At 57.4% G+C, this 15,659-nt stretch carries 13 protein-coding genes; 6 read left to right on the top strand and 7 right to left on the bottom strand.

Annotated features, from left to right (window positions below; genetic code table 11):
- Positions 1-37 precede the first annotated feature (37 nt).
- From EXN68_RS13715 to EXN68_RS13705, 3 genes are read left to right on the top strand one after another with little or no spacing between them, the layout of a single operon-like run.
- A complete protein-coding gene (locus EXN68_RS13715) occupies positions 38-406 on the top strand; it encodes a hypothetical protein (protein WP_237681407.1) in 369 nt (122 codons plus the stop codon).
- A 38-nt stretch (positions 407-444) separates the two neighbouring features.
- Positions 445-906 carry a hypothetical protein gene (locus tag EXN68_RS13710; RefSeq protein ID WP_237681406.1) on the top strand — a complete coding sequence of 154 codons (462 nt, stop codon included), beginning with the start codon at positions 445-447 and terminating at the stop codon, positions 904-906.
- Between the two features lie 27 nt (positions 907-933).
- A complete protein-coding gene (locus EXN68_RS13705; protein WP_142841456.1) occupies positions 934-1,848 on the top strand; it encodes a TIM barrel protein in 915 nt (304 codons plus the stop codon).
- Positions 1,849-1,927: 79 nt separating this feature from the next.
- On the opposite strand, the gene eglC is transcribed toward EXN68_RS13705, so the two are convergent.
- Positions 1,928-3,325 carry an endo-1,3-1,4-beta-glycanase EglC gene (eglC, locus tag EXN68_RS13700; RefSeq protein WP_142841455.1) on the bottom strand — a complete coding sequence of 466 codons (1,398 nt, stop codon included), beginning with the start codon at positions 3,323-3,325 and terminating at the stop codon, positions 1,928-1,930.
- 215 nt (positions 3,326-3,540) lie between these two features.
- On the opposite strand from eglC, the gene greA reads away from it, so the two are divergent.
- Positions 3,541-4,023, top strand: coding sequence for a transcription elongation factor GreA (gene greA / locus EXN68_RS13695; RefSeq protein WP_142841757.1), 483 nt, complete (start codon positions 3,541-3,543; stop codon positions 4,021-4,023).
- 17 nt (positions 4,024-4,040) lie between these two features.
- Here greA and EXN68_RS13690 read toward each other — a convergent pair whose 3' ends face one another.
- Both EXN68_RS13690 and EXN68_RS13685 read right to left on the bottom strand, forming a co-directional pair.
- Positions 4,041-5,423 (bottom strand): O-antigen ligase family protein, encoded by a 1,383-nt coding sequence (locus EXN68_RS13690; RefSeq protein WP_142841454.1) that lies wholly within the window; start codon positions 5,421-5,423, stop codon positions 4,041-4,043.
- 136 nt (positions 5,424-5,559) lie between these two features.
- Positions 5,560-6,900, bottom strand: a complete 1,341-nt coding sequence (locus tag EXN68_RS13685; RefSeq protein ID WP_142841453.1) for an SGNH/GDSL hydrolase family protein — start codon at positions 6,898-6,900, stop codon at positions 5,560-5,562.
- Positions 6,901-7,320: 420 nt separating this feature from the next.
- Here EXN68_RS13685 and EXN68_RS13680 point away from each other — a divergent pair, with 420 nt between their 5' ends.
- Positions 7,321-8,469 carry a glycosyltransferase family 4 protein gene (locus tag EXN68_RS13680; protein WP_142841452.1) on the top strand — a complete coding sequence of 383 codons (1,149 nt, stop codon included), beginning with the start codon at positions 7,321-7,323 and terminating at the stop codon, positions 8,467-8,469.
- Between the two features lie 54 nt (positions 8,470-8,523).
- Positions 8,524-9,624 (top strand): glycosyltransferase family 4 protein, encoded by a 1,101-nt coding sequence (locus EXN68_RS13675; protein WP_142841451.1) that lies wholly within the window; start codon positions 8,524-8,526, stop codon positions 9,622-9,624.
- A gap of 72 nt (positions 9,625-9,696) precedes the next feature.
- Here EXN68_RS13675 and EXN68_RS13670 read toward each other — a convergent pair whose 3' ends face one another.
- From EXN68_RS13670 to EXN68_RS13655, 4 genes are all read right to left on the bottom strand, one after another.
- Positions 9,697-10,902 carry a glycosyltransferase family 4 protein gene (locus tag EXN68_RS13670; protein WP_142841450.1) on the bottom strand — a complete coding sequence of 402 codons (1,206 nt, stop codon included), beginning with the start codon at positions 10,900-10,902 and terminating at the stop codon, positions 9,697-9,699.
- A gap of 89 nt (positions 10,903-10,991) precedes the next feature.
- Positions 10,992-12,551, bottom strand: a complete 1,560-nt coding sequence (locus tag EXN68_RS13665; RefSeq protein WP_142841449.1) for an O-antigen ligase family protein — start codon at positions 12,549-12,551, stop codon at positions 10,992-10,994.
- Positions 12,552-12,623: 72 nt separating this feature from the next.
- Positions 12,624-13,283 carry a hypothetical protein gene (locus EXN68_RS13660; protein ID WP_404944526.1) on the bottom strand — a complete coding sequence of 220 codons (660 nt, stop codon included), beginning with the start codon at positions 13,281-13,283 and terminating at the stop codon, positions 12,624-12,626.
- A 10-nt stretch (positions 13,284-13,293) separates the two neighbouring features.
- Positions 13,294-15,549 (bottom strand): polysaccharide biosynthesis tyrosine autokinase, encoded by a 2,256-nt coding sequence (locus tag EXN68_RS13655; protein ID WP_142841447.1) that lies wholly within the window; start codon positions 15,547-15,549, stop codon positions 13,294-13,296.
- Positions 15,550-15,659: the final 110 nt, after the last annotated feature.

The following is a 15,659-nucleotide window of genomic DNA, read 5'->3' as shown; positions in this document are numbered from 1 at the left end:
ATATCAGGCAGAGCCACGGCTTTGTCCGGTGTTACAGGTGAATATTTTTATTTTTATTATGTGGAAAATTATGATGCCCAATCGAAGTAACATGCGTAACAGGCGGGTGTCATCGCAACTTCTGGCGGTGAATTACGCTTCCGGCGACGGCGCGCCTTCCAATGGGGAGAGCGTCGACGATGAGCCGTCTGTATCAATGCGCAACGACAGGCTTTATGTCGTAAGCGAACCGGACATCAAGACGTCATCTCCGGCGCGGGGCGGACGGGGCGAAGAGACTCCCGGCGTGGCCGAAATCAGCAACACCGTCGTCGATTCCGATATCAGGGCCGCGAAATGGGCCTGGGCGGTTTTGGCGATTGCACATTGCTGGCTGATTTATTTCATGGTGTACAATCTCGGCTGAGCCGTCAACCGGGGTGAAGCTATCAGCCAAGTTCACCGATGCCGTGCAGAATCATCGCCGCCGCGCCAAAGGCCACGGGGTTCGTCGCGACGACTTCCGACAGCAAGACCTGCGGCTGTATGATCTTCACGCTGGTGCGAGATCGCGGCATGCCGCGCGACAGTTTCTTTTTCTCCTTTCCCGAGGATATGCACCGGGGCTTGGCCGCCGCCGGGCCTGAGTTACGCGAGATGATGACGTTTGATATCGCCGAGTCGCCCTCGCTGGCGGCGGCGGTGCAGCATGCCCCGATCATCGAGAACACGCCGGCGCAGATGCGCAAACCCGGACTTGTCGCGGCATGCCGCAAGGCCGGTCTCGAAGTCATGGTTTATTACGGCGGAGACGACGTCGACCTTCATAATGAGATCGCATTAGCCGGAGTAGACTACCTCAATATCGATCGCCCGGATTTGTTCGATACGGCGCGGCGTGCCGCGCGGCTGCCTGAACTAACATAACCTTATCTACTCCCTGGAGATGACGACATGACAAATCTGATTGGTACCGGTTTCAACGCCGGTTCGGATAACGGCGAACTGGCCACGCTTGAAAGCGATCTGCGCGCACTGGCCGAGATTGGCTGCGACACGGTGGAAATTGCGGCGACCAGCCTCGACATGATCGCCGGTGGCCGCATCATCGAAGAGCGTGCCGATCGTTTCGTGGCGCTCGCGAAAGAGTTCGACTTCCGCTACACCGTGCATGGTCTGGTTTCGTCCAATTTCATGGACCCTGTGACCTGCCGTTACCAGATCGATGCCGCCAAGGCGCTCGCTGTCCTCTGCGACCGTATCGGTGCAGGCATCCTCGTCCAGCATAGTGGTGCGCTGCGTGCCGACCAGATTGCCGAGCGGGCCGATGCTGATGCCCGTGAGCGCGAAGCGCTGTTCGAACTTGCGGAATTCTGCAAACCCTATGGCGTGCGTATCGCGCTTGAGAATATCTTCTCCACCGAACCCGGCCAGTATCGTCAGACGCCTGCCCAGGTGGCAGCGACCGTGAAGGCTGTTGGTCACGACAATGTCGTAGCGCTGATCGATTTCAGCCATGCCTATCTCGAATCCACCTATCGTGGTCTCGATTTCCGCGAGCAGCTTCGCGCCATGGCGCCTGTTGCCGGCCATCTGCATGTGCACGATTCCTTCGGTCGGCCGCAGGGCTTCTACGAGGCCTATTTCACACAGGAAAATACCGCGCTGGGTATCGGCGATCTGCATATGCCGCTCGGCTGGGGCGATATCGAGTGGGAGAGCATTTTCTCGGAACTGACCTTCCTGCCGGAGACGGTGCTGATGATGGAAATCGGCCGTCGTTACCGCGCCGAGCAGCCGGCAAGCCTGGAAACGGCGCGGTACCTCATGTCGCTTTATGCTGCCCGGACACAGCTTGCGGCTGAGTAAGGCGTTCGAACAAAGCGCAGCCTGTAAAGGCTGATGTCTGCAACGCCGGCAGTTCTGGATGCGACTGCCGGCGTTTTTATCAAGCGGCCCAGTCGGACAGCGAATAGGCCCTGATGTAGTCGATCATCATCTGCGAGCCATCGCTGAAATCATTGGCGGAGGGCGTTCCCGCCATGCCGCCGACGGCGAGATTGACGACCATATACATGGGGTCGTGCATATCATCAGGCGTATCCGTCTGCGCCACCGCGACATCATCGAAATACCAGGTAATATGTTCGGCATCCCACAACACACCATAGGTGTGAAACCCTTCCGTGCTCGGCACGCTGACATTGTTGATGACCGATGCCTGTTCACCGGTGGCGTTGGAATGGGTGGACATGATGAGCGTGTTGGGATTTTGCCCGCGCATTTCAATGACATCGAGTTCCGGCGGCCAGGATCCGTCCTCCGGCAGAAGCCAGAAGGCCGGCCATGCGCCGCGGTCGGTCGGCATATCGGCGCGGATTTCGAAATATCCATAGGTCTGGCTGAAGGAGGAATAGGTGTTCAGCATGCCCGAGGTATAATCGTAACCCTCGACCTCATCGGCGACGGATTGTGCTGTTTCCGCAGCGGTGATGGTCAGTACGCCGTTTTCGACGCTGAACGGGTTGACCTCCGACGTGCCGGCATAGGCAGGGTTGATATACCATTGCGCCTCGCCATTCGTCGTCAGCGAACTTCCCTTTTCCGGAGCCCACCAATATTTGGCATCCCAGGTTCCCTGATCGCCGCTGCGCAGCGACAGCGCATCGAATTCATCGGCAAAGGTCTGGGTCAGGGATGACCGGTCGAGACTGAGTTCGAATTGGTCGGCCTGAAGGTCGTCGATGGTCGTTCCGGCAAGAACCACGGCTTCGCCGTTCGAAAAATTCAGCCATAGATCGCTGCCCTGCTGCGTGGCATTACTGACGAGCTGATCGAAGGATGTAATGCCGTAACCGTTGAGCCGGATCGTATCGTTGGCGCTGAAATCCATGATGAGATCGGTGCCGTTGCCACTGGTGAAGACGAAGGTGTCTGCACCACCGCCGCCTATCAGCACGTCATTGCCGGCTCCACCATCGATCGTCTGGCTGCCCGATCCACCGGTGATGATGTTATCGAGCGAGTTCCCGAAAGCGTAACGGCCATCGCCCGTCACTCTGAGATTCTCAAAATTTTCGGGCAGGGTGTAGCTCATCCAGGTATCGATCGTGTCGATGCCTTCCCCGGCATTTTCCACCGCGCGGTTGATGCTGGAATAGAGATAATAGATATCATCGCCCGTGCCGCCCGCCATCGTCACATTGACGGAACTGTCACCCCACATGGAATCATTACCACTGGTGCCGTTGAGCAGTGGGCCGGAACCCGTGGCTGAGAAAAATCCGGTGGAACTGTCGCTATAATAGAGCGTATCCCCAAGCGCATTCACTACTGTCCGGGCCATTGCCGTCTCCTGTTCGTTAGCGTTGGTGTCCTCACTCCTCCTGCAAGACAACCTAGCAGGGCAAAAAGCCTCGTGTTAGAGCCAGAAATGAGGGGTATGTTCCCTCTATGCGGGTTTCTGAATGTTGCGCTCTTGCTCCGTCACGGGGAGCAATGGCAAAACTGGACTGGAGAGAGATGCCCATGCGGTATCTCAACGATTTGGAGTGCCAAGGATTGAGCGTAGCCTTTACCAAGGAAGACAGTGCCGAAACAGCAGCCGAAACGGTTCTGCCCGATCGGGTGATTTCGCCGCATCCCAATCTGGTGACCGAAGCCGGACTGAAAGCGCTGGAACTGCAGCTGCATGCGGCGCGCGAAGCCTGCGAAGCGGCCAACACCATTGAAGACGTCAATGAAAGACGGCGGCTTTCCGCCAGCCCCCTGCGCGACATCAGGTATTTCGCCGAGCGTGTCCGCACCGCCCAACTCATGCCGCACCCGCCTGTGGATGGCATCGTCGCTTTTGGCAGCCTGGTAACCTTCAGCCGCGATGACGGACGGACGCAACAATTCCGGATTGTCGGTGAAGACGAGGCTAATCCTGCTGCGGGATCAATGTCTTATGTTTCCCCTGTCGCCCGGGCGTTGATGGGGAAGACGGCCGGTGATCTGGTCAGTTTGGGTGGGAAGGAAATTGAGATCGTCGCGGTTGCGTGAAGCTTCATGCGGCGGCCTCAGGTGGACTGTGTTGTCACCCGGGGTTCTTCATTGGCTATTCCTGTGATGCGCAGCATCGTATTTTTCAGAAAAAGCCTGAAGTCCAGATCGATGAAAGCATATGCGAGAGCAAGGCCGACATGGGCCATGAAGACAGGATTGAAATTCAGTTCTTCAAATTGATAGCCGATAATGACTCCGATTGCCGAATAGGTAAAAAAGCTGATTTTCCGCTTCCGGAAAATCGCATAAACAAGCCCAAAGGCGCCAAGAAAACAAAACCCGATGCCAGATGCGTAGGCGGTGGCCAGAAAGCCGTTATGCGGTGTGCCGCTATGCGATATTGCCGATAATTCCTGGCTCCGTGCGGTGAAACCGACGCCTAAAGGATGATTGAGCATCACCTGAAAGCCGCCGATGAGCGTCCCCAGCCTTTCCTGCACATTGTTGCTGCTGTTGCTGTCCTCCAAAAAACGTTTTGAAAATGCCTGTTCTGCGAAATCAAAGACGCCAAATGGCAGTACGGAGGCGAGGACAAGCGCGGAAAGAGCGAAGCCGAAATATGTGCTGAGCAACATCCTGATCGAGAAGTTTCTGATATAGAAATAGAGCCCGATGGCGAGAACGGCAAACACGCCCGACCGGTTGAGTGTGAGCGTGAAACTTGCCAGATAGACAAACAGAAACACGGCGAACAGAACCGGCCGCCGGTAGCGCTCCGCAAGATATGCGGCTGCCGCGCCGGCAAGGGCAAAGGCCGGGCCGGCTGTGTTGCCTACCGGCCAAATTCCGCCCGCCTTCTCGACACGCAAGAGCAGCGGATCCATTTCACCTTTTGCAGCGGCTTCTAGGACGGCGGCTTCATCGAATTTGAACGACAGGCCGATGGAGGCCAGCTGGTCATGTATGAAGATGTCCAGAAATAGCAGGATCGTCACTGCAACGAAGCCCGCAAACATGCCCCAGCAGAACAGCTCGAGAAGGTTCTCCTTGAACAGAAGATAGGCGAAAAACAGAAAATAGACGGCGTAAAAATAGGTCATCGCCGTCGTGTAAAATTCTCCTTCGCCGCGATCATCGGCAAAGCCAGCTGAGAGCACGAAAAGCAAAGTGAGCGGGATAAGGTAAAACAGAAGGATGGAAGGTGTCAGGCAACGAATGTAGAGGAGGGCAATGACGGGCAAGGTCATCAGCACCAGCATATCGGTAATGTTGAGAAAGCGCAGGCCGAGATTGCTGGTCAGGACATTGCATTGAATGAAGAAGCCGATGAAGAACACAAAGATCGACAGGAAGTGACCGGGAACCCCTATTGTCCTTGAAGGAAAAAGGGGCATCGCCACGATAAAAGCCGGTAATGGCGACGGATGCGATGACACCATATTTGCACGTCTGGTCATTCGCGGCCTGTATCTTTCACTGGCGGACCTGAGACGGCCCTGTTGTTAGGGCACCATCATTGCGAGGCAGGGCGATGATGGCGACGGATAGTGGTCTTGACGACATCGTCGTGCAAGACGGAATTTTCTCTGTCTTTCAGCCGCTCAGATTGCCTTTGGGCATGGCACCTTCCACGGCGATTACTCTCTGAATGTAAAGTGGTTCGTTGGAGCTGGGTGGGCTGGTGCCAAAGGCTGGCATCATCCGCAGATAAAATGAGTAACCATCCGGGCTGATATCGGGGTCGATGGAGATTCCGTTCGCCGTTGCCCACATCCAGCCGCTGTTCACAGAAGTGCTTACATTCGAAAATTGCAGGGCTGAACAATTGATGGTCCTTGTCGCTCCGCCGCTTTTCGTAACCAGCGTGACATAAGGCGGACGTTGCTCCGCGCTGTTTTTGTAGAGAATCGCAAAGGATATGGTTTTGCCGATTATCGCTGCAGCCTCTGCATTCCGGACATAATGAAACAGTGCGGCCGACTGGCTGCCATTGGCGCGCAAGGCGAGACTGTAAGCGAAGGATGGGGAAAAGGTGGTGTCGGTGCTTTTGACGACGGTGCCGGGCGCGCTCAGGTTCCAGCCTGCCGGGGCAGAGCCCGACCACTCGGTGAAATCTCCGTTGGCGATGAGATTTGCAGCAGGGAGCTTCGGCCAGCACGGTGTCTGAAAGCCGCTATCTGGTGCCGAAGCCAGATAGGAACCGAACAGAGTGCGGGCAATGAGCTGTGAGCCGGCATCGTTCGGATGGATGTTGTCCCGGTAAAGGGTCGCGTCCTTACCCTTTGCCACAAATGCCGCATGTGTATCCACCAGCGTCAGCTGCGGGTGGGATCGAGCCACATCAAGTATTGCCTGATAGACCTTGTCGTAATCCGTACTGTCACGCCAGGGGTTCTGGGTGGTGATGAGTTGCGGTGTGCCGGGCCATTGCCATTCGGTCATGCCGAGTGGCCCCAGCAGTGCAGATCGTCCGGAACTTAAGATGCCCCCTGGCATCTCGAAGCTCTGCATATTGTGACCATGATGCAGAATGCACAGATCGGGGCGTGGAATCCTCAGCGCCGCCGCGCGCTGGTCTGCAAGCATGTAGCCTGCCATACCGCCAGGCAGCGCCGCGAGATAGACCGTGAGCGTTGGACCCTCACCGGTGTTGCGCAGCGTAATCGGATCGGCGTAAGCTTTTGGTCCGGTTGCTGCATTTATCTGCCATTCGGCCCAGCGGTACAATACGACCTTTGTATCGTGAAGATCGCCAAGCATTGAGGCGAACTGCTGGAATGGTCCACCTTCGGCATAGGCGGTGCTGTCCCCATTCACGAAGATCGTGGCGTTCTGGCCGGCGGTCAGGCGTGCGCGCAAAGGCGAAAGCGCGTTTAGGGAGGGGACGATGGCTGCCCTGTTCCCGGGAATAATGCCGAGCGTCACGCCGATCATGCCGACACCTCTTCCGTTGCCGGCATATATATGCATATCTTGCGTTTGAGCGGTGTCATCGTTCGTTCTCCTGATCTGGCGCTAGGATAACCCCACAGTAAGATCCGGGGAAAAGGCGCCAGGAGCGGAACGCTGAACAGCGATAAAATTAAACGTCATGAAATTTTCTTCGATTTCTTCTAAAATATTTAAATTGACTATTATTTTTTATTTCGCGCGGACTAAAATATAAATCCGCATAAAGGTTTGAATGTCTTTTCTTTTAATCGCAAGTAAACGTAGCCATTCTTATACCAGATCGACGCGGGAAGATATCCCTGCCATTGTCGCCTGCGCCGAACTTTTTTACCGGGTGCCTGGTCATGCCCGTCATTGCGGGCCAAGGCTCCTTCAGGGTATGTGCGTGTCGCAGGTAAGTGCATGACATCCGCGCTTTTTGTCAGCCATACCGGAGAGAAGGGTGGCGCCGAGCTTTTCCTCATCGATCTCGTCAAGGCTGGGCCAGATTCCTGGCGTGCCTGTTTCCTCAGTGGCGGTGGTGCTGCCGAGGATCTGGCGGCGGCCGGCAGACCTCCGGTTCTGTTGTCGGCCGGGGAAAAAATGTTGTCGATCCGCCGCGATTCATCATTCGGTGCTATGTTGCGCGGCGCGGCCGACGTGGCGGCGGTTGCCTGGCAGTTGAGCCGGCAGGCAAGGCATTACGATGTCATCTGCGCCAATTCGCAAAAGGCGCTTTTTGTCTGCGCGCTTGCGGCGAAACTCAGCCGCCGTCCGCTCGTCTGGATTTTGCACGATATCGTCACGGATCCCGCCTTCAGTTCCGCCAATCGCCGTGCTTCGTTGGCCTTTGCCCGATATTTTACAAGGCTGGTGGCCGTTAATTCCGAGGAAACCGGCCGGGCATTCGTTGAAGCCGGCGGCGAGGCGGAGAAGGTCCGTATTGTTTATAACGGCTTTGATCCCGCAATGGCGGTGTCATATGACCCGGAAAGAGCCGCACGGCTGCGCGGGGAACTCGGCCTTGGTCCACAGCCAATCGTCGGGTTGTTTGGCCGGCTGAGCGAATGGAAAGGCCAGCATGTCTTTCTGGAGGCGATTGCGGCGATGGATGGTGTCCAGGCCATCATCGTTGGCGGAGCGCTTTTTGGACAGGAAGCCTATGAGACGCGCATCCGCGAGCAGGCATCCCGCCTTGGCCTTGATGGTCGGGTCCGTTTTCTCGGCTTCCGTTCAGATGTTCCGGAATTGATGGCGGCTATGGATGCTGTTGCCCATACTTCGATTGTCGCTGAACCTTTTGGCCGGGTAGTGGTCGAAGCCATGATGTGTGGCCGGCCGGTTGTCGCCACACGCGGCGGCGGGGTGACCGAAATCATCCGTGATGGCGAAACGGGTCTTCTCGTGCCGCCGGGTAACGCGCCGGCGCTTGCCGCCGCACTCGGCTGCATCCTTTCCCACCCGGCTCTGGCGGAAAGGTTGGCGCAAAAGGGGCGGGAGGATGTGAGCCGCCGATTTTCGCTGGAGGAGACCTGCCGTTCGGTGTCCGCGCTGCTATCGGAAGTGGCGTGAGGCGGAGCTGGTGATCGATCCGGATAGACAGTGTGGGCAAGCGGAAAGGCCAGGATGCGCATTCTCGTAAACATGCCGAGCCAATATGGCGGCAAGCCGTCCGGCGTTGCCCGTGTGACCTTCAGCCTGCTGGAATGGCTATTGGACCAGACGCAGGACGATTATATCCTGCGCTCTCCCTGGACGCGGGCGCAACTGCCTGAAAACCTGCGCGACAGCCGTTTGCAACTGCTGGAGATACCGCGACCGCGTATCATGGTTCTCGATGTGCTGCACCAGGCCGCTACGCTGCCCGCACTTTGCCGTCGGCACGATATCGACGTGCTGTTCAATGCCGATCCATTTGGAAGTCCTCTTGGCGGCAAACGGCGGGTTACCCTTGTTCACGATCTTTATTTCAAGACCATTCCCGAACAGATCGGTTGGCGGGCGACCTTGACGACCGATTTCATCTTTCGCTTGATGATGGCTCGTTCAGACCGGGTCACCTGTGTATCCGAGGCAACACGAAGAGACCTTGCCCACTTTTATCCTGCCGCTGCCGGCAAAAGCCTGACGATCCATTCCGACAGCACGTTGAAAGTCGATCCCGAGATTGCTGGCAGCGCGCGGCCAGTGCCAGGGCCTTATATACTGGCGGTCGGAAACGCGACGTCCAACAAGAATTTCATCCTTCTGGGCAAGGCGTTTGCGCGGCTGGGCAAGACAATGCCGACGCTGCATGTCGTTCATGTCGGCCGTGACGATGCAGAGGAAATCGGCAGCGTGCTGGGCGACCCGGAATTGAAGGCACGGCTGATCCGGCTTTCCGGCATAGATGACCGGCAATTAGCCGAGCTTTACCGCCACGCTGCCTGTCTTTGTGTGCCTTCGACCTATGAAGGTTTTTGCCTGCCGGTGCTGGAGGCACAGCAACTGGGATGCCCGGTCATTTGCTCCAACCGCTCTGCCACGCCTGAAATCGCTGGCAAGGGGGCCCTCACTTTTGATCCTGCCGATGTTGACAGCCTTGTCGCAGCACTGGAGCGACTTTTTCGGGAGCCGGATCTGGCGGGCAATCTTCGCGAGGCGGGTTATGAAAACCGCGCGCTATATTCATGGCGGAACGCTGCGGAGAGCTATGTAACGCTCTTTCGTGAGATTTCCCGACATTAACAACATGCACTCTTTTCGAATGGGGTGCTGTTCCTGTCGCCAAATAGGTAAAAGCTGCCACTCTGCCAGTGTTTAGCCGCCGGTACGGACACGGACATCCGAATAGAGCGTTTCATATGCCGCAACCACCCGCTCAGGCGCTACTCCTTGCGAAATTCTCGCTCTGGTTTCGGGAGACTCTGCAAGGATGCTGGGGTCGCGCATGACTTGCGCCATACGTGCGGCGAGTTCACTGGCGTTGCCCGGAGCAAACAGGCGTTCCGGCCTGTCCTGACCGATCTGTTCGGCGACGCCTGCGAGGTTGGCACCGATGACGGGTACCCCACGCAGAATGGCTTCGGCAACGGTGCGCCCGAAAGCCTCCGGCCACAAGGGCGGTACGATCAGGCAATCGATCTCAGCGAAAAAACTGTCCGCCTCGACATAGCCGGGAAACTCAACGGGAAGACCGATGGTTTTTTGCTGATAAGACTCGATGCCGCCGGGCGCGCGACCGGCCATGACCAGCCGCCAACCCTGTGGCGGCAGCCGCCGCAGAGCATCTATCAGCAAGTCCGCACCTTTAGGGGCTTCGATGCGGCCGAGATAACCGAAAACAAGCGGTTGTCCAGGCGCGCGGAGATTGCGCATTTTTTGTTGGGTCGGCGGTGCGATGGCATTCCAGATCACGGTGCGGCGGTCTTCCGGGACATGGGTGAAGAAGCCCGCCTGTACATGGCGCTCGACAATGTCGCGGCCGACGCCCGCGACGGCATCGACGGCGCATTGGCAACGCCGGTGCAGATAGGAAAAAATACGGCATTTCCTGCTGCTGCCGTCGCAAATATGCCCGTCGTGAAACAGGGAGCCATTGGTGCACATGCTGGTGAAATCATGCAGGGAATGGACGAGCGGGATGCCCCGCCTGCGGATCATCGGCCAGATAAGCGGGGTCAATTCCGACAACGAATGGGTGTTGACGACATCTGGACGAAAATCATCGATGACATGTGCAAGCCGACGCACGAGGCGCGGATCGAGCTGTACGGCGATCTTGTAATATTTTCGCTTCCATCCCGGTTGCCGTTCCCAGTCTCCAATAAAAAACGGCGTGGTGTGCCCGAGGCGATGAATGGAAAAACCATCACGTTGCTCGACGGCCTGTTGTTCCCGGGAAATGGCGGCTACGGCAACCGTATGGCCCTTTTCCGAAAGTCCGCGCGCAAGGTCTTCCACGAAAATTTCCGCGCCCCCCACCCGGTCTGGAGAAAATAGCGACGTTATCTGGAATATCCGCATGCTGAAATTCTCGTCTCTGTCTTCAGTTCTACAATCGTTACAGTGACTTGGCATCCAGTATGTGAACGCGCAGGTCAGTTGCTATGGCTTTAAAATACCAATTGTGCCGTATGGTCATGTCCCCCGGGCCCGGGCGTTGAAAGATCGGCTGGGTCCTGCCGCTGCCGCCGCCGTCCATTCCGGTCAGTTCCCGGCGAATTGAGGCAAAGTGTGACGATAGGGGCGAGGAAGATGGCATAAGCCATGGCGAAGCCGGGGATCTGTAATGAAAAATCAAGCGTCGAATGCAGTCCGACCAGCAGCAGACCTGCAATACCGAGATGTGAAGCGTAACGATAGCTTTTGCGTTTGCGCATCCCGACGATAAAAATGAACAATTGGGCAAGCACGAAAAAGCCTGCGTAAAACGGGAATGCAGCGCCAAGCGTCAGAAGGCCTTCGGCATAGACATTATGGGCATGGGTGACGACGGCGTTCACCCCGCATTGGGCCAGATGATAAGGCGCATAGGTTTCCGCAAAGCTCGCAAGCCCGGATCCCCAGGGCCAGCTGTCTGCTATGGCGCGGGTGATGCCCGGCATGTAGCAGAAGCGCATGTCATCTTCCAGACGCGTCTCCATGCGAAGCGCCACCCGATTGGCAAAAAGCGAAAACAGGCCGGCAACGATGGCGAGCATGATCGCTGCCCGGCGCTTGAACCCGCGCCGCCGGCGCCTTGGAGTTGCGCTGCTGTTGGGCCTTGAAGGGGAGTTGAAGACAGTCAGAAGGATAAGGAAAAGCAGCGCCACGAAGCTGGACATGATCCCGGCGCGCGATCCGGTCAGCATCAATGCGATGAAGCAGAGGGCGGCGAGAACGCCGGCGAAGGCCGCCTTGCGGATAAGGCGTTTCTGGTCGACCGGCACCGTCAGGCGATTTGCGACAAGTGCCCTTACCATGTGCCAGTCTGGAGCCAGCAGCCGTTTGTGAAACAATGAAAAAAGCGCAAGCAGGATGAGGCCGAACAGGGTTGCGGCGGTATTGCGATTAACGAAAAGGCCGGTCAGGCTGCCAAGATAGAAGCGTTTTTGAATGAAGCCGAGCATATCCGGAAAAAGCAGGAACTGCACGATCGACCATAACGCAAGCCAGCCGCCGCCTATTGCGAACCACCGCAACGTTTTTGCCGCGCGCTCGTCAGTATCGAAAATCACGAGGCCGGCCATAAAAGCGCCAAAGGGCAGGGCGGCGCTGAGCAGGCCGAGCCGATCATCTGCGGGAGTGAGCGAGATCGTGGCGGCAGGTGCGATCTGCGTGAACATGGTTGCAGCGGACCATGCCGGGTTGGGTGAGGCGAGGCCTGGCAGGGATGATGCCTGCAGCATTATCTGAACGATCAGCGCCCCAAGCAAAAAGCAGGTCGCCACGAGCGCCTTGCCGGCACCGCCCTGTGGCGGCCCGAATGTGAGGATGGCCGGCACCAGCAGGAGATAAATCGCAAGCGTGACAACGATGCGGCTCTCTATTTCCGTTGCGCCACGATTGAGAAGCGCAAGCAGGAAAATTGCCCAGAATGCGACAGTGGCAGCCACCCGGACATAATCGCGAAATGCGACCGGTCGTGGCGGCGAGGAGGACAGCGCTTCCGATGGGGCGAGGGTGGGTGTCATGGGTTTTCGTCTTTGCAAGAATTCTTCGTGGTGGCGATGTGCGGAATGTCAAAGCGCGATCCCGTTTTCACGTCACCGCAGCGGCATGGAGCGTTTCACATTATCCGCAGGCTGCTGTGGACAGACATCGCGCAGCGTCCAGCGCAGGATTTCCCCTTCCTTGCCGCAGACGACAGCGGTATCCGCCTCTCGCGCCGCCTCGGCCTGCGGCAGGGTCTCGCTTGGAAATTGTCGCCACATGGCGAAGCGTCCGCGTATCAGATTGGCGTCAGCCGGCCCGTAAAGCTGGGAAAAATTCATCAGCACGGCTGTCTCCAGGGGCGAGGCGTTGCGCAGTGAACGAACCATGGCAAGGCGCAGCCACACATCGCCATTGGCGGGAAGGCAAGAGAGCGCATGACGAATATAGGTTTCGGCAAAGCCAAGACGCGCCGCCGTGGCCTCTGGCGCTAACTTTCCGATACTTGCATCAAGATCAGCCAAAACCAGTCGCAATCCGGCCTTGACGATATCCGAACGGCAGATTTTTTCTGCTATGACGGGGTGAAGCTGGCTGACCGTGTTTGCAAGCAGATCGGGTGCCAGGCCATTCTTGTCGTCGGCAATTCTCGCCATTGCGACGATGTCGGAAAAACGCCGGCTTTCGGAAAATGCCTGGGCTGTGACAGCCAGAACGAATATGGAAATGACAAGGACCGGCACGACCGCAAAGATTGTATGCAGGCGCGTCATCCCATCCTTGTCAGTCATGGTAATAGCGCGTGTAACGTGAATAATAATATTCGCTGGAACCGTAGGCCCGATAGAGCTTCAGCTTTTCCGTATCCACCTTGTTAAGAATGACGCCAAGGCATTTTTTGCGGATATGGACTTCATTTTCGATGGTATTGCGGACTGCCCTGCGGGCAGTTTTACCCCATTCGGTGACGAAAACGAAACCGTCAATCCGGCTGGCCATCGCCCGTGCATCGACCACCGGACCGAGCGGCGGCAGATCGACGATTATATAATCGAACACGCCGCTCGCCTCGGCCAGCAATTTGTGCATCTGCGCCGAGGTCAGGAGTTCGGAAGAATGTGGCACCCGTTGTTTGACGACCGTGGGCAGGAAAGCGAGCCCTGTCTTTTCGTCGCGCAGTAGCACATCACGTACATCGCGACCTTCCAGCAGGACTTCGAGCAGGCCTTCACCGGCATGGCGACCCAAAGCGCGCGTGGCGCCAGGATTGCGGATATCGGCATCCAGCAGCAAAACCCGCGCGCCCTGCCCGGCCAGAAGCTGTGCCAGATTGATGGAGATGGTAGATTTTCCCTCGCTCGGCAGGGCCGATACGATGCCCACCACCCGCGCGCCGCTTTTTGCGGGAATGCCGAGATCGAGCGCAAGCCGTGTGCTGCGCAGGGTTTCGGCAAAGGAGGATAGCGGGTGATCGACGGCGTAGCGGGCAACACTGGATGGACGGGTGGCGGCGGGGTTGTGCTCCTGCCCCTTGGAGAGGGCTTCCTCGACCGGCTTGTTCGGGATGAGCGGCGTATTGCCCAGAAACTCCAGCCCGAGAACATCGCGAACCTGTTCTCCGGTGCGGAAGAAGCGGTCGCGAAACTCGCGGAACATGGCGATGCCACCGCCAGCGGCTGCCCCCATGATCATGAAGAGGGCCAGCAGCAGCGGCTTGTTCGGCTTGCTCGGAATTTTAAGCGGCATTGCCTTGGAGATCACGCGTGCTTCCGTCACGGGGAAGGATTGCTGCTGCATGGCTTCCTGATAACGCTGCAGGAAGGTTTGATACATGTTCTTGTAGGTTTCCGCCTCGCGCTGCAATTCGCGAAGCTGAACCTGGGTCTGGCTGGCCGAATTGCTGACATTGGTGGCCTTGGCAATGCTTGCCTCAAGGGTTTTTTCCCGTGCTTCAGAGACCTCGAGATCACTTTTGTAACTTTGCGCGATACGGCTGACTTCCTGGAACATCAGCCGGCGGTATTCCTGCATTTCATTGCGCAAACGCACGGCCTGAACATGGTTCCTGCCAAGCCGACCGGCGATTTCGGCCTCTATTTTTGAGGATTCGAGGTATTTCTTGCGCAGATCATTTGCGACCGAACTGTCGAGAATATCGGTGACGACGGCATCGACATCGTCGGTGGCGAGAATATGTTCGATACGCTGGAACCGTGCACGCGCCTTGGCGGTTTCGGACTGCGCCAGAATCTGCGCGCTGTTCAGTTCCGCCAGCTGCTGGTCGGAAAGCAGGCCATTATTACCCGTCTCGATGAGATTGTGTTCGGCGCGAAATTTCTGCACGGCCAGATCGGTATCGAGCGCCCTTTGACGCAATTCGGCTATTCGATCGGACAGCCAGTCGCTGGCCCGCTTCGTCGCCTCGTATTTGGAGTTGAGCTTATCGACCAGATAGGCTGCCGCCACGGCGTTGACGATCTGTGCGGCGAGAGCTGGTGATGTTGAATTATAGCTCAGCTCCAGCGCGTAGGTGCGGCCGATGCGCTTGACGGACAGGCTCTGCAACAATCGGTCCGACAGCGCTCTCTTCAGCGTTCCGTCATCGATGACCGCTTCCTTTGCCGGCGAGAACCACTGCGAAACGTTGACCAGCGAACGGATCGTGCCCACGATCGAGCTGAGAAGTGATGCGCGGGTGGCCCTGAATTCCTGGTTTTCCGTCAGATTGAGACTGTCGACGACGGCGAGCCCGATGGTTTCCGATTGCAGAACCTCGACCTGGCTGAGGATCGACGCCTCGTCCTCTATGACGCCGCCGATTGTTGAAAGCTGTTCGACGACCTGGCTGTTGTTACGGTCGATCAACAGGGTCGCGCTCGCCGAATAGATCGGAACAGCCGTTGCGGCATAAGCGAGCCCGATTGTCCCGGCGATGGCGATGGTCGCAAGGACGATCCGCCACTGCCGACGGATCGCCGCCAGAACCGCTTCGATATCGATAAAATCGGCCGTAAAGGCGTTTTTATCGTAATCGCTCATCGTCACGGGATCGTGCCTTTGCAACAACTGTCAGCCTCGCTCTTTTCGGCGAGCATAATGCCCGCCAAGTCTCGGTTGCATCGTGGGACAGGCGAAGACCATCCCCGTGA

Source organism: Martinezella rhizogenes, assembly GCF_007002745.1.
Taxonomy (GTDB): Bacteria; Pseudomonadota; Alphaproteobacteria; order Rhizobiales; family Rhizobiaceae; genus Agrobacterium; species Agrobacterium cucumeris.
The sequence above is the reverse complement of the archived record's forward strand: the minus strand, read 5'-3'. Positions and strand labels throughout refer to the sequence as shown.

What these genes read in the sequence shown, in the direction of transcription:
- EXN68_RS13710 (WP_237681406.1), top strand. Translation starts at nt 445, where the DNA reads ATGCCGTGCAGAATCATCGCCGCCGCGCCAAAGGCCACGGGGTTCGTC.
- EXN68_RS13705 (WP_142841456.1), top strand. Translation starts at nt 934, where the DNA reads ATGACAAATCTGATTGGTACCGGTTTCAACGCCGGTTCGGATAACGGC.
- eglC (WP_142841455.1), bottom strand. Translation starts at nt 3,325, where the DNA reads ATGGCCCGGACAGTAGTGAATGCGCTTGGGGATACGCTCTATTATAGC.
- EXN68_RS13690 (WP_142841454.1), bottom strand. Translation starts at nt 5,423, where the DNA reads ATGACCAGACGTGCAAATATGGTGTCATCGCATCCGTCGCCATTACCG.
- EXN68_RS13685 (WP_142841453.1), bottom strand. Translation starts at nt 6,900, where the DNA reads ATGATCGGCGTGACGCTCGGCATTATTCCCGGGAACAGGGCAGCCATC.
- EXN68_RS13680 (WP_142841452.1), top strand. Translation starts at nt 7,321, where the DNA reads ATGACATCCGCGCTTTTTGTCAGCCATACCGGAGAGAAGGGTGGCGCC.
- EXN68_RS13675 (WP_142841451.1), top strand. Translation starts at nt 8,524, where the DNA reads ATGCGCATTCTCGTAAACATGCCGAGCCAATATGGCGGCAAGCCGTCC.
- EXN68_RS13670 (WP_142841450.1), bottom strand. Translation starts at nt 10,902, where the DNA reads ATGCGGATATTCCAGATAACGTCGCTATTTTCTCCAGACCGGGTGGGG.
- EXN68_RS13665 (WP_142841449.1), bottom strand. Translation starts at nt 12,551, where the DNA reads ATGACACCCACCCTCGCCCCATCGGAAGCGCTGTCCTCCTCGCCGCCA.
- EXN68_RS13660 (WP_404944526.1), bottom strand. Translation starts at nt 13,283, where the DNA reads ATGACGCGCCTGCATACAATCTTTGCGGTCGTGCCGGTCCTTGTCATT.
- EXN68_RS13655 (WP_142841447.1), bottom strand. Translation starts at nt 15,549, where the DNA reads ATGAGCGATTACGATAAAAACGCCTTTACGGCCGATTTTATCGATATC.